This is a genomic window from Paenibacillus sp. FSL R7-0048, assembly GCF_038004505.1.
Classification (GTDB): Bacteria; Bacillota; Bacilli; order Paenibacillales; family Paenibacillaceae; genus Paenibacillus_AQ; species Paenibacillus_AQ odorifer.
In genome coordinates, this window is sequence record NZ_JBBORF010000001.1 from 381,566 (window position 1) to 395,476 (window position 13,911).

At 45.0% G+C, this 13,911-nt stretch carries 12 protein-coding genes; 10 read left to right on the forward strand and 2 right to left on the reverse strand.

The features are described from left to right. Positions 1 to 88: 88 nt before the first annotated feature. Positions 89 to 865 (forward strand): YheC/YheD family protein, encoded by a 777-nt coding sequence (locus tag NSQ91_RS01690; RefSeq protein WP_232061115.1) that lies wholly within the window; start codon positions 89 to 91, stop codon positions 863 to 865. On the opposite strand, the gene NSQ91_RS01695 is transcribed toward NSQ91_RS01690, so the two are convergent. Next, the gene (locus NSQ91_RS01695) at positions 858 to 1,673 is read right to left on the reverse strand and encodes a hypothetical protein (RefSeq protein ID WP_340916234.1); all 816 of its coding nucleotides are present in this window, start codon (positions 1,671 to 1,673) and stop codon (positions 858 to 860) included. The genes NSQ91_RS01690 and NSQ91_RS01695 overlap by 8 nt on opposite strands. A gap of 280 nt (positions 1,674 to 1,953) precedes the next feature. Here NSQ91_RS01695 and NSQ91_RS01700 point away from each other — a divergent pair, with 280 nt between their 5' ends. The 5 genes from NSQ91_RS01700 (at position 1,954) to yfcE (ending at position 9,548) form a co-directional block, all read left to right on the forward strand. Further along, entirely contained in the window at positions 1,954 to 4,455 is a 2,502-nt protein-coding gene (locus NSQ91_RS01700; protein WP_340916236.1) for a PAS domain S-box protein, read from the forward strand. Then, on the forward strand, positions 4,452 to 5,075 hold the full coding sequence (locus NSQ91_RS01705; protein ID WP_076278944.1) for a C39 family peptidase: 624 nt from the start codon (positions 4,452 to 4,454) through the stop codon (positions 5,073 to 5,075). The genes NSQ91_RS01700 and NSQ91_RS01705 overlap by 4 nt, the downstream gene beginning before the upstream one ends. A 107-nt stretch (positions 5,076 to 5,182) precedes the next feature. Beyond that, positions 5,183 to 7,138 carry a type I pullulanase gene (gene pulA / locus NSQ91_RS01710; protein ID WP_076304757.1) on the forward strand — a complete coding sequence of 652 codons (1,956 nt, stop codon included), beginning with the start codon at positions 5,183 to 5,185 and terminating at the stop codon, positions 7,136 to 7,138. Between the two features lie 251 nt (positions 7,139 to 7,389). Beyond that, positions 7,390 to 8,874: a glutamate synthase subunit beta gene (locus NSQ91_RS01715; RefSeq protein WP_076304758.1), complete on the forward strand. Its 1,485-nt coding sequence runs from the start codon at positions 7,390 to 7,392 to the stop codon at positions 8,872 to 8,874. Between the two features lie 125 nt (positions 8,875 to 8,999). Further along, positions 9,000 to 9,548, forward strand: coding sequence for a phosphodiesterase (gene yfcE, locus NSQ91_RS01720; protein WP_076220270.1), 549 nt, complete (start codon positions 9,000 to 9,002; stop codon positions 9,546 to 9,548). Positions 9,549 to 9,561: 13 nt separating this feature from the next. On the opposite strand, the gene NSQ91_RS01725 is transcribed toward yfcE, so the two are convergent. Continuing rightward, entirely contained in the window at positions 9,562 to 9,861 is a 300-nt protein-coding gene (locus tag NSQ91_RS01725) for an AsnC family protein (protein ID WP_076275960.1), read from the reverse strand. A gap of 300 nt (positions 9,862 to 10,161) precedes the next feature. Between NSQ91_RS01725 and NSQ91_RS01730 the strand changes: the two genes are divergently transcribed. From NSQ91_RS01730 to NSQ91_RS01745, 4 genes are all read left to right on the forward strand, one after another. Continuing rightward, positions 10,162 to 11,190 carry an agmatine deiminase family protein gene (locus NSQ91_RS01730; RefSeq protein WP_076220272.1) on the forward strand — a complete coding sequence of 343 codons (1,029 nt, stop codon included), beginning with the start codon at positions 10,162 to 10,164 and terminating at the stop codon, positions 11,188 to 11,190. Positions 11,191 to 11,243: 53 nt separating this feature from the next. Continuing rightward, positions 11,244 to 12,119, forward strand: coding sequence for an N-carbamoylputrescine amidase (gene aguB / locus NSQ91_RS01735; protein WP_076124702.1), 876 nt, complete (start codon positions 11,244 to 11,246; stop codon positions 12,117 to 12,119). A 229-nt stretch (positions 12,120 to 12,348) separates the two neighbouring features. After that, complete coding sequence (locus NSQ91_RS01740; protein WP_076275962.1) at positions 12,349 to 13,164, forward strand: transporter substrate-binding domain-containing protein; 816 nt, start codon at positions 12,349 to 12,351, stop codon at positions 13,162 to 13,164. A gap of 93 nt (positions 13,165 to 13,257) precedes the next feature. Then, on the forward strand, positions 13,258 to 13,908 hold the full coding sequence (locus NSQ91_RS01745) for an amino acid ABC transporter permease (RefSeq protein ID WP_076124698.1): 651 nt from the start codon (positions 13,258 to 13,260) through the stop codon (positions 13,906 to 13,908). Positions 13,909 to 13,911 lie beyond the last annotated feature (3 nt).

The following is a 13,911-nucleotide window of genomic DNA, read 5'->3' on the forward strand; positions in this document are numbered from 1 at the left end:
TCACTCATGCCATTTGTACAGTTGCAGCATAAAATACTAAGGCTTACTAAGGCCGTGATTATTTTTTGAGGGACAGGGGAGAGGACAGTTGGGAAAGAAGTTAAAGTCTGCATTGACCAGCAAATGGATTAAAACCAAGGTGCTCATGCGAAGCGCTGAAATTTCACCGTTGATTCCCGAAACGATAAAATTCAGTAAAGTCAATCTGAAAGCTATGCTGCTGAAATATGGAATGGTTTATGTTAAACCGGAATACGGTACCTATGGCAATGGTGTGATGAAGGTTGAGCAGAGTAGAGAGGCTCATGGAACAGAATATAAGTACCAAAGTGGAACAAGACTCAAAACCTTTAGAACCTTCGACGCCTTCCATTTATCTTTAAAGAAAGCAACGCGTGGACGTAGTTACCTGATCCAGAGAGGAATAGTTTTGCTAAAGCACGGGAAACACCGCTTTGATATCCGTGTGATGGTCCAGCTCAGCCCGCAGGGCAAATGGGAAACTACCGGTCTGATCGGCCGGGTAGCTGAGAAAGGTAAGATTGTTACCAACTATCATAGCGGCGGCAAACTAACTGCTATGGAAAAGCTGCTGTCTCCTTATCTGAACGAAGCTCAGCAAGCGCAAATGCTTAAGATCCTGAGAAAGCTAGGAGAAGATACCGGACGTTTCTACCATAAGAAATATCCTGGGTTTAGACAGATTGGTGTCGATGTAGGATTGGATAGATCCATGACGCCTTGGATTATTGAAGTGAATACTAGTCCGGACCCGTATATTTTTAAACATCTTTCTGATAAAAGCATGTACCGCAAAGTAATGGCTTACCGCAGAGCGAATGAGAAGAAAAAGTCCGTTAAATGATCTGTTTCCTCGTATTTGCAATGACAGCAGAAATCTTTTGTTCTAATTCTATGATTTTTTGCTTGTGTGTTGCGATTTGGCGGTAACCGGAGACGAGTGAGGACAGAGACTGAGTGGTTAATGTAAGGTTTTGCTTGCGAATCGCTGCTTTGAAGTCACTCCAATCTGCGGAAATCCGTTTATTCAATGAGGTGACTACGCTTTTGTTTGATTTAATTGAGACCTGTGGACTATCAATGCCAGACAAGGTTTTGCGGGCATAGGTTATCTTTCGGGTACGTGTCTGTTTCGCTGCATTCAACTGATTCTGTCTGTCGCTAATTTCTTTGCGTGCCAACTGAACCAGGATCTTCATAGCATCACCTTGGGCTTGTAATACGGTATTCAAAGTCTTGTTTTTAAGACCCTTGGCGATCTTGATACGCTTATTAAGCGCATTGTACTGGTCGAATAAGGGCTGATAGTGCTGTTTGCAGCTCTTAACGGTAGCCTCCAGTTGAGCTACGGTTTCTAAATCAATCTCTTTAATTTGCTTACGTACTGCAATCAGTGTTTGCTCATTATTATAGTGAAGGGTTCGGATCTGCTCCTCACGATTATTGTATTGCATCTTTAAAGTAGATAAATCATTGTACAGATTAGTCATCTTTATCCTTGTAGGACCGTCGGCAGTCGCAGCTGTTAGATCAAAAGCCGCTTGAATAGAGGGTGTTAATTCAGTCGTTGCTGCAGCAAAAGCTTCCGTTGATGAGCTTAACGATAGCAGGATCACCAGTAGTAGTAAGGGGAATGACTTTAGTGCGTTCATTAATTCGCTCCTCCTTTTGTCCGTATCCCTGAAGACAACAAAAAAGCACCCGTAGCAAAGGCAAAAGCCTTTATTACGGGTGCTTCCATCGTAATAGGTCACGAACGATATATTTATTCTTAAATATAAGTTGTTTATTTGCTAGCGTCAATAATTTAAATTTAAATATTTCCAATTTAAAATAATGCGCTAGACATTTCTTTCCCCAGTTCTCTTATCGTATACTGACATAAGAAGGTATGAGAGCTTTAGCACTAGCAACAAAGGAGGTCTGGCTTAAATGGGCAGCTCGGTAGAATTTAACGCAATTCTGGATCATGCATTTATGAGGTCTCCAGAAGGAATGGCCGTACTGTTTTCGAATAACGGCGATTTCAACTGGATAAAAGTCAATCCGGCTTTTTGCAATCTACTTGGCTTTACGGAGGCCGAGTTTCTTGCCGGGGCTCTTTTTACAGAATCGGAAAATAGAGAGGCACATTCAAAAGAGCTCTCCTATAGATTAGTAATGGACGAGCTTCAGAAATCGCCAGCGGGCAGCTGGAAGAAGGAACATTGTTTTTTAAACAAAGAAGGTCAACCCGTTTGCCTGTCTCTCATGTTCTCTGGATTAGGAGCAGAAGAAGGACAAGTCCCTTCGTATATTATAGTATACGCCGAGGATATTACGGAACTAAAGATCGCAGCTCAGGAAACGGTGGATCATCGGGATCAGCAGCAGCAAATGGAAGAACAAATTCGTCAAAGTGAACGCAATTATAGATTGATGTCCGAGAATTCGCTGGATTTAATCTCGCGTCATGCGGTCAAAGACAGTGTTTTCTTATATTGTTCTTCGGCTAGCCGTACCCTGCTTGGTTATGAACCTGAAGAGATGGTTGGGACAAGCGCCTATAATTATCTTCACCCCGATGATCTAGTTATGATGCAAGGTTTAATGGAGCAGAGCCGCAGCTCTGGCGTTATTCCGGCTGTAGCTTACCGCTACCGCCATAAGAATGGCACCTATGTCTGGTTCGAGTCGAGCAGTCGTTATACCTATGATGATGAGGGAAATGTCTTGGAGATTATAGCGATTGGGCGGGAAATTACGGAGCGCAAGCAGTTCGAGTTCAAGCTTAAGGAGAGCGAGCAACGGTATAAATCATTGTTTGAATACAATCCATCTGCTGTGTACTCTATGAATTTGCATGGAGACTATTTGACTGCCAATGCGAATTTGGAGAAGTTGACCGGGTATTCGCTGGAGGAACTGATCGGAATGTACTTTGGCCCCATTGTGCATGAGAAGGACATAGAGAAGACGTTGTATCATTTTAACTTAGCCGCCCAGGGTTATCCTCAAAGCTATGATCTAACGCTTATTCATAAAGACGGACACTTTGTAGAAATTAATACTACCAATATTCCGATCATTGTAGATGACCAAGTAGTGGGTGTGTATGGGATTTCCCGTGATATTACAGAGCGCATCCGTTATACAGAACAAATTGAGAAGCTTAGCAATGAGTATACCCTTATTTTAAATGCGGTTTCAGAAGGCATCTTTGGACTCGATATGGAGGAGAAGGTGACGTTCATTAACCCTGCAGGTTTGCAAATGCTGGACTATGAACATGATGAAATTATGGGCCATCCTTATTTGGATCATATTCAGCAAATAGCGCTTGATGGGAGCCATTATCGACCGCAGGAATCTCCACTGATGAAGGCTATTAAGTCAGGTGTATCTTATCAGAGTAAAGATGCGGTCTTGTGGCGTAAGGACGGTTCTAGCTTTCTGGCGGAATACCAGGTAACCCCTCTGTTTGATAAAGGGGAGCCGAAGGGTGTTGTTGTAGTATTCCGGGACATCACGGATGAGAAGGAAATCATTCGGGCGAAGGAATCCGCAGAAAAAGCAGACCAGGCTAAGTCTGAGTTCTTAGCTATTATGAGCCATGAAATCCGTACGCCGATGAACGGAATTGTAGGGATGACGGATCTCCTGGCGGAGACGGAGCTTGATGAAGAACAGCTTGGATATACTGACATTATTAAGGAGAGCAGCAGCTCGCTCCTATCTATTTTGAATGAAATACTGGATTACAGCAAAATTGAAGCCGGAAAAATGATGATTGTAAATGAGCCCGTGCAGCTTCAAGCCGTATTGGACAGCGTAATCGATCTATTTACAGCTAAGGCTTTGGAGAAAAATATTCAGTTATCATGCAGCATGGCACCTGGAGTCCCGCCACTGATTATGGGCGATGCCGGGCGGTTGCGTCAGATATTGGTCAATCTGGTCAGCAATGCAATCAAGTTTACAGATCGGGGCAGTATCAGTATTTACGTAGAGCAGAAGCTGTCCGCAGATCAAAAGAAATTAACTTTGAAATTTAATGTTAGGGATACGGGGATTGGCATTCCTCTAGAGAAGCAGCATCGGCTGTTTCAGTCCTTTTATCAGCTGCATTCCTCGTTTAATCGCAAATATGGCGGGACAGGATTGGGGCTGGCGATTTGTAAAAAGCTCGTTGAGCTGATGGGCGGAGCTATCGCTGTAGAGAGCAGTGAAGGAGAGGGCTCTAATTTCTATTTCACGCTGCAGATTAATCCTGATAGTAAAGCTGAGATAAATGTGGAAGATACAGTGCAGACAGAAGAACGGGAGACAACAATGGAAGGGGCAGCAGCTGCAGAAGGAGAATTGGATGCCGGTGCAAATGTAATTCTACTTCCGGAGGCAACTCCACATTGTACTCCTAAGTCTAGCCCTTTAAGAGGGGATCTATCCGAATGAAGCATGGACAGCCTCGGATTAGCAAGAAACTGCCTGCGGAGCCATATACACAGTGGGAGGTTGGGGTCGAATCCCCGTCCTCTGCATGTGGCCCAGCTACGATGGCAGCGTTAACGGAGTATTGGAACACCCATTTAGGAGCGGACTTTATTCGGGGCAAAGGTCATTTTCCTTCCAAAGCCGCTCATATTAATTACATATACAGCCATCACGGTGGAAGACCTTGGGGGATGAGTGTGCGCCGTTTTACCAAAGGACTGAAGAACTATATCCATTCAGTGATTTTACCTAAGGATCAGCAAAAGTTACTTATTACTACGTTTAATGATTTTGAAGTATATAAAACAGAAATTGATGCCGGCCGGCCTGTGGCTGTTAAATTAGATAAGTGGTTTCGTCTGCGGTGGAGAGGTGAGTTTACTTACGATTACCATTGGGTACTAGGTATAGGATATGAGGGATTTGAGGACGGAGAGCGTGCTACCCTGATTGTCCACGATAATGGTGTGCGGTACAAGGACGGTAGAGTCACTCTAGGGAAAGAACGGCGTATTCCGTATTTTGCGAATAAAGACATTATTACGATGGTCGGGCTAGATATTGCGGATGCATCGAGGTAGAGGGATTGTCCTGACAAAATAGCTTGAAAAATTTGAGTCCAAACGTTTGCACTACTTAGACGATCATACTATAATCCAGTTAATAACTGGAAAAGGGGATAGGTGCTTTGTCCGTACAAAGGGAAATGAAGGAACCCATTTATTATGGGGATCCTGCGGCTACTAGAGGGATTTCCGTGTTTGCTCAGGAGTTTGATCAGTTATTCAGCTATGATGGGGACGATCTTGGCCTAACGTACTCACCGGGGAGTTCAGCTTTTTGTTTATGGGCGCCCACCGCTCAAGAAGCGGAGCTGGTACTCTATAATTCATGGCAGGGAGCAGCAGAGTGTAAGTATTCTATGATCCGTGATGTCCGGGGAACGTGGAGAATTACAGTTGACGGTGATTTAGATGGCAAGTTCTATACCTACCGAGTACGTCTTGGAGAACAGTGGAATGAGGCGGTTGATCCTTATGCACGTGCTGTAGGAGTGAACGGTGATAGGGGAGCTATTTTAGATTTACGTAAAACAGATCCGGAACGGTGGACGGAAGATAAGCCACCCTTGGATGATCCTGTGGATGCCATCATTTATGAGCTTCATTTGCGTGACTTATCCATTCATCCAGCAAGCGGTATGACCCATAAAGGACAATATCTTGCTTTGGCGGAAGAAGGAACCCGCGGACCGGAGGGTATTCTCACTGGACTCGATCATATCGCGAACCTCGGTGTAACCCATGTGCAGCTATTGCCTGTCTATGATTATTCTACAGAGAGTGTAGATGAGACGAGGCTGGATGAACCGCATTATAACTGGGGTTATGATCCGAAGAATTATAATGTGCCAGAAGGCTCCTATGCTACAGATCCATATGTGCCTGGACTGCGTATCCGGGAACTAAAAACAATGATTCAAGCACTTCATGATCGGGGTCTCCGCGTCATTATGGATGTGGTTTACAACCATGTGTACGATGGCTATCGTGTGAATTTCACCAAGCTGGTTCCCGGCTATTATTTGCGTTACAAGCAAGACGGAAGCCTGTCGGATGGCTCTGGCTGCGGGAATGACGTGGCTTCAGAACGCTTGATGATGTCCAGCTTCATCGTGGAATCCGTAGTTTATTGGGCCAAAGAATACCATATCGATGGTTTTCGTTTTGACCTGATGGGCTTGATTGACCTCGACACGATGGAGGAAATCCGGCGTCGTCTGGATGGGATTGACCCGTCCATCATGACGATTGGTGAAGGTTGGATGATGGGGACGGAGTTGCCGATGGAGCGGCTCGCTCATCAGAAGAATGCTGCGCTTCTGCCGGGAATCGGACATTTTAATGATGATTTCCGGGATGCCATTAAAGGGAATATTTTTCTGCATGATCAACCGGGTTTCATCAGCGGAATGATGGGACTGGAGCTTGCGATAAAGGCAGGGGTCGCGGGAGGCATTGCTTATGCCCCAGGCATTGGACAATTTGCCGTGGAGCCTCAGCAAACCGTCAATTATGTGGAATGTCATGATAATCATACGTTATGGGATAAAATATTACTGTCCACACAAGGGCAGACGGACAAACAGCGCCAATCTATGCATAGGTTAGCTTCTGCGATAGTGTTCATGAGTCAGGGAATCCCCTTTGTCCATGCGGGTCAGGAATTTATGCGCACGAAAAACGGGGTAGAGAACAGCTATAAATCCTCGGTGAAGATCAACCAATTGGATTGGGAACTGTGCGCTGCTCATCAAGATGATGTGGTATATCTGAAGCAGCTAATTGCCTTGCGTAAAGCACATCCGGCTTTCCGTATGCGAACGGCAGATGACATTCGGAATCATCTAGTATTTGAAAAAGCACCGGTAAGTTCGGTAGCGTATACATTGCGTGGCCATGCTGGAGGCGATGCGGCGAAGCATATCTATGTGCTTTTTAATGCTAATGTAGAACAGACGGCTTTGGTTCTGCCACAGCTTGGTGCATGGAAAACAATTTTTGGAGCCGATCTTGCGCAGAATCTGACGGGTAATAAGCTAACTGTAAGCGGGATTGGAATGGTAGTGCTGACGGTGGACTAGATGTTTTTTTACAGATAATTCTTCAAAAGCATGCGGAGTATTGTGCTCAATGAGTACAGTGCGCTGTGTGCTTTTTTTGCGTGGAACTTTCTTTTGAATGGATGCTCTTATTTTACATAAAAAGGTGACATTACTCATTTTCGTTAAAGATATGGGGTGCTAATATTAAGGCATTTACTTTGGCGCTTTAGAGTGGCATAACAGCAGAAAGTGACAGAGAGTACTTTTCTTTGGTAGAGAGGATGAAAGAGATGGGGAAAGCAACCGGATTTTTAGAGTTTGAACGACAGACACCCTCCGAGTGTGAGGCATTGGAGCGAATTAAGAATTGGAATGAATTCTCGATACCTATGGATGAAGAAAAGCTGCGCGAGCAAGGGGCGCGTTGTATGGATTGCGGTACGCCATTTTGTCATGTAGGACGCCTGTTGTCTGGTATGGCTTCCGGCTGCCCTTTGCACAACTTGATTCCTGAATGGAACGATATGGTCTATCGTGGAAATTGGGAGATAGCGCTGAAACGTCTGCATAAGACTAACAACTTTCCTGAATTTACAGGCCGTGTCTGTCCCGCTCCTTGCGAAGGCTCTTGTACGGTAGGGATGAACGGCAAACCTGTCACCATTAAATCTATTGAGAAGTCGATTGTAGATAGAGGTTTTGCAGAAGGCTGGATTGTGCCTGAGCCGCCGCTTCATCGCACGGGTAAAAAGGTAGCTGTAGTGGGTTCAGGTCCGGCAGGGCTTGCCTGTGCGGCACAGCTTAATAAGGCTGGACATACGGTGACTGTGTATGAACGGGCGGACCGGATTGGCGGTCTGCTTACCTATGGTATTCCCAACATGAAGCTGGATAAAAAGACTGTGCAGCGCCGGGTGGATCTGCTTGCAGCTGAGGGCATTACCTTCGTAACTCGAACAGAGATCGGCCGAGATCTCCCTGCATCACAGCTCAAGGCAGAGCATGACGCTGTAGTACTGTGTGGTGGATCTACACAGGCACGTGATCTGCCGATAGAAGGACGCGATCTGCGTGGGATTCATCAAGCTATGGAGTTTTTAACGCTGAATACAAAGAGTCTACTGGATTCAGGGCTTGCCGATGGGGAATATTTATCAGCAGCAGGTAAGGATGTAGTTGTAATCGGCGGTGGGGATACTGGAACAGACTGTGTAGCCACTTCGATCCGTCACGGCTGCCGCAGTGTGACTCAGCTTGAGATTATGCCACAGGCGCCGCTGACACGTCAGTCTAACAATCCTTGGCCGGAATGGCCAAAGGTGCTTAAAGTGGACTATGGTCAGCAGGAGGCCGCTTCACTGTATCAAGAAGATCCGCGCCGTTATCTGGTTTCGACGAAACGGTTTGTCGGCGATGAGGGCGGGCAAGTGCAGGAGCTGCGTACAGTGCGTATTGAATGGACTCGTAATGAACAGGGACGAATGGTACCGGTCGAAGTGCCGGGCAGTGAGGAGACCCTGCAAGCGCAGCTGGTATTACTGGCTTTGGGATTCACAGGACCCGAAGAAACTATACTGGGCGAGCTTGGGGTGGAACGCGATGAGCGGGGGAACGCCAAAGCAGAGTTCGGAGCACAAGTAACCAATGTAGAAGGTGTGTTCACAGCAGGCGATATGCGGCGCGGGCAAAGCCTTGTAGTCTGGGCTATTGACGAAGGGCGTCAGACTGCGCGCGAAGTAGACCGCTTTTTGATGGGATCCTCGAATTTGCCGTGAGTGTTAAGATATAGCGGGCAGGGCGTTCCTTTGGGAACGTCCGCTTTGCGTTGTGGTATGTTCAAGGTTAAGATTATTGTCTAAGCGCATATTTAATTAAGTTAAGTTGAAAAGGAGAATACATGATGAAGTTAATGTTTATTTCCGACATTCACGGATCTTTATTTTGGCTGGAACGGGCTTTGGAAAAGGTGGAAGAAGAGCAGCCGGACAGTCTTATTATTCTAGGAGACTTTTTATATCATGGTCCAAGAAATCCGCTGCCAAAGGACTATAACCCACAAGAGGTTGCTAATAAGCTTAATGCATATAACAAAAACAAGCCGATAACCGCAGTACGTGGAAACTGTGACGCCGAGGTAGACCAAATGCTGCTGGAATTCCCGATGATGGGCGATTATGTAATGCTTTTGCACGAAGGCAGACGGATTTACGCTACACATGGTCATGGCTTTAGCATTGAGCATTTGCCGGCGCTTTCCGAGAAGGATATTTTTATTCAGGGACATACCCATATACCAGTTGCCGATGTAAAAGAGGGAGTGTATGTACTGAATCCCGGCTCCATATCGCTGCCTAAAGAGAATAATCCGAATTCCTATGCTATTCTAGAGGGCGGGCAATTTATCGTTAAGGATTTTGAAGGCAATGTGGTAAAAAAGATTACCGTATAGTGAGAGATATCGTTTAAAGGAACTCCTGAAGATTGAGAGATTGAATAAGGGAGACAACGCCGAAAGACAACATTACCAATCCGGACAGTTTGTTGAACATGAGCTGTTTCGAACGCCCTGACATTATGTTGATTCTGAACAAAGCGGTGCTCCCTGTCAAACCCATCCACCATAATGCGGAACCCAGAAAGACGCCGCTAACTAGAAACGGCATATTGGAGCTGCTATGAGACAGAAGGACGCCAGATGCCGAACTGGTCATGCGGCCGTTGCTTTTCAGTAATTCCAAGATTTGAAGATCGATGTCATCCATTGCAACCCACTCCTTTAAGCTAATTATATAAAATCCATTAGAAATGAAAATGGAATCACTAAAATAAGTAAAATTATTAAATGATATCCTGATTTATATTAAAATAATTAAATTTAGCTTCGTTGTTACGGATGAAAACTTAAATTTTTTAACTGTAAAATGGGGGCTGCGAACAAAAAAATTCCTTCCAACATTATTAATGTCCCAGGGAATTGAGCACTAGAACATATTATTGTATGATGAGGAAGGAGTTTTAAGGGTAGGACTGGCTCCAAATATATTAGTAAAGGTAGTTAACACATGAATCCTAAAGATTTGAACTATACAATGCCACCGGAATGGGGCAAGCATGAACGTACTTTTATCTCCTGGCCGGTGCAGGAATCTATGTGTTTCCCGGATAACCACGAGTCAGTGTGCCAAGGTTATGCTGACATTATCACAGCCATCGCCGAGTTTGAACCAATCACGGTCATTGTGAACCCGGAGGATGTGGAGCGGGTAGAGCATTTGGTCGGCGGACCGAATGTAACGCTGCTGCCTATTGCGCATAGCGATGCTTGGCTGCGTGATAACGGACCTACCTTTATTGTTAATAAAGAAGGACAAATGGCAGGTGTGAACTGGAAGTTTAATGCTTGGGGCGGTAAATATTCACCTTGGGATCTGGATGACGAAGTGGCTCCGAAGATTCTGGAGCATGCGCAGATCACCCGTTTTGATGCACCGCTTGTGATGGAGGGTGGCTCGATTCATACGGATGGAGAAGGCACTTTGCTTACTACAGAAGAGTGTCTGCTTAACCTAAACCGCAACCCGGAGCTGAAGCGCGAAGAGATCGAAGAGTACGTGCGGAACTATACAGGTACAGAAGCTATTATCTGGCTGAGACGTGGCCTTAGTGGCGATGAAACCGATGGTCATGTCGATAATATTGCTTGTTTTGCTGCACCAGGCAAAGTTATTATCCAGGTCTGTGAGGACCCGCAGGATGAGAACTATGAGATTACGCAAGAGAATCTGCGTATTCTGGAGAACGCTACAGATGCCAAAGGGCGTAAGCTGGAGATTATCAAGATTCAGCAGCCACCACGGGTCGATCATGACGGCAGTCGTCTGACGCTCAGTTATTTGAACTTTTATTTCGTGAACGGCGGAATTATCTTGCCTGTGTTTGGGGGCACCGCGACAGAAACGGATACACTTGCTGAGAAAGTACTGGCTGGTTTGTTCCCGGATCGCAAGATTCGTACAGTTAACGGAATGGCCGTTATCACCGAAGGCGGAAATGTCCACTGCACTACGCAGCAAATGCCTGCACAGCTATAATTGAAGGAAACTAGACGTCCAAAGGGACATTTATATACAAGGAGGACAGATACTTGAGAAATGTAAAAGTAGCTGCGACACAAATGAGTTGTTCCAGCAATATTGAGGAGAATATCAGCAAAGCCGAGACATTGGTCAGAGAAGCGGCAGCACAGGGTGCGCAAATTATTTTGCTCCAGGAGCTGTTTGAGACCCCGTATTTCTGTCAAAAAGAGAAAGCTGATTATTACGCATACGCAACAGAGCTTGAGCATAACAAGGCGATTAATCATTTCAAAGCAGTAGCCAAGGAGCTGCAAGTGGTACTGCCGATTAGTTTTTATGAGAAAAAGAATTACGCGCGTTACAACTCACTTGCTGTAATTGATGCTGATGGAACGGTGCTGGGCAAATACCGCAAGAGTCATATTCCAGATGGCCCAGGTTATGAAGAGAAGTTCTACTTTAATCCGGGAGATACTGGCTTTAAGGTATGGAACACTCGTTATGCCAAGATTGGTGTAGGCATCTGCTGGGATCAATGGTATCCAGAGGCGGCTAGAGTAATGAGCCTGATGGGAGCAGAAATTCTGTTCTATCCAACGGCTATTGGGTCTGAACCGCAGGATGGATCGATCGATTCCAAGGATCATTGGCAGACCTGTATGCTTGGACATGCAGCTGCGAATCTTATTCCAGTCGTGGCTTCCAACCGTATTGGTGAGGAAATTGATGAGGATTCGAGCATTAATTTCTACGGTTCATCGTTCATTGCAGGTCCTCAGGGCAATAAAATCGTTGAGGCTGGACGTGAGGAGCAAACCGTGCTGGTAAGCGAATTCGATCTGGATGCTTTGGAAGTTGGCCGGATCGAGTGGGGAATCTTCCGTGACCGCCGGCCGGATCTGTATAAATTGATCGGTTCTTATGATGGAGATATCACACTTTAATAGGTTTAAAGTTAAATATGCTAAAGGCATTGCTAGAGAGAATAGAATCTCTGGCAGTGCCTTTTTCTGTTTGATGGTATTTTTTTTGAGAGTGATGTACGCATAAAACGTATAAAATAATAATATTGCGTTATATAACCTTACATTGTTTAGAAAAGTTAATTGTCATGAATCCTTTAATCTGTTAAAATCTCTTTAAGTTATTTCCAAAAATAGGGGGAGTGGGGATATGAAAATAAAAAGTCGTGTTTTAATGTCAGTTTTTATATCATTTGTGGTGGTTGCATTGGTAGGTTGTGGAGCAAATAACAGTAAAGCTGGTAACGAATCCTCAGCGGAGAAAATTAAGTTTGCCAGTGATGCCAGCTACGCTCCTATGGAGTATATGGACACGGATAAAATCAAAGGATTCGACATCGATTTCATTAAGGCAGTTATGGAAGAAGCGGGAATAGACTATGACGTAACGAACACAGGCTGGGAAACGATGCTGCAAAGTGTGAAGCAGGGAACGGAGTATCAAGCAGGGCTATCTTCAGTATCGATTACGGATGAACGTAAAGAAACCTATGACTATTCCATCCCTTATTTCGAATCTACCAATATGATTATGGTTAAAGAAGGCAGCGACATCAAAAACGCACTTGATCTTAAAGATAAAGTAGTTGCAATACAAGGGGCCACAACTGCAGATGACCTGATGAGCGGAATAATGGGTGTCGACAACCCTAACTTGAAACGTTTTGACAGCAATGCGGTGGCATTGATGGAACTGAATGGCGGCGGAGCCGATGCGGTTGTAGCGGATATTGCCATTGTACGTGAGTACATGAAAAACAATCCTAAGCAGAAGCTGGTGGGGATTGTAGACACGGAGAATTTCGGAGCGGAATATTACGGCATTCTTTACCCTAAGGGCAGTGAGTTAAAAGCGAAACTGGATCCGGCTATTAAGAAGGTATTGGAAAACGGAAAGTACGCGGAAATCTACAAAACTTGGTTCGGCGAAGAACCTAACCTGGATAGCTTATTGAACGCAAAATAAGGAAAAAACCTAATAAGCATGCGTAATGATAGCTATTGCGCATGCTTATTTTTTTAAAGAGAGATGACATAAAGAAGAGAAGGGGAGAGTCCTATGGATTTTAGAATGGACATTATCATTCATTATTTGCCCGTCCTTTTAAAAGGGACACTGCTGACTATCGGTATTTCTGTAGTTTCTATTTTATTTGGCTCTATTTTGGGACTGGGGATCGGATTTGGCAAAATGGCCCCAAAATGGTATTTGCGCTGGCCTTTTCATTCATATATCAATTTTTTTCGAGGAACACCACTGTATGTGCAGATTCTGATTGTTCACTTTGGAGTGATTCCCCCGCTTTACGGCAAAACCAATGCTCTAATTACTGCGTTTGTTGCTCTGTCGCTTAATTCGGCTGCTTATTCGGCTGAGATTTTTCGGGCAGGCATTCAGTCGGTTGATCGTGGGCAACGGGAAGCGGCTATTTCACTGGGGATGACTAGTCGGCAAGCGATGAGATTTATTATTTTACCGCAAGCGATCAAACGGATGGTTCCGGCTTTTGGTAACGAGTTTATTGTGCTTGTGAAAGACTCCTCTCTTCTGGCTTTGGTGGCTGCACCGGAAATAATGTATTGGACCAACACGATGAAAGGGCAATATTTGCGGATATGGGAGCCTTATTTGACAGCGGCACTTATTTATTTCATTCTTACCTATTCTCTTAGCAAGCTGCTGAATTACGTTGAACGGAGGCTGAAATAGGAT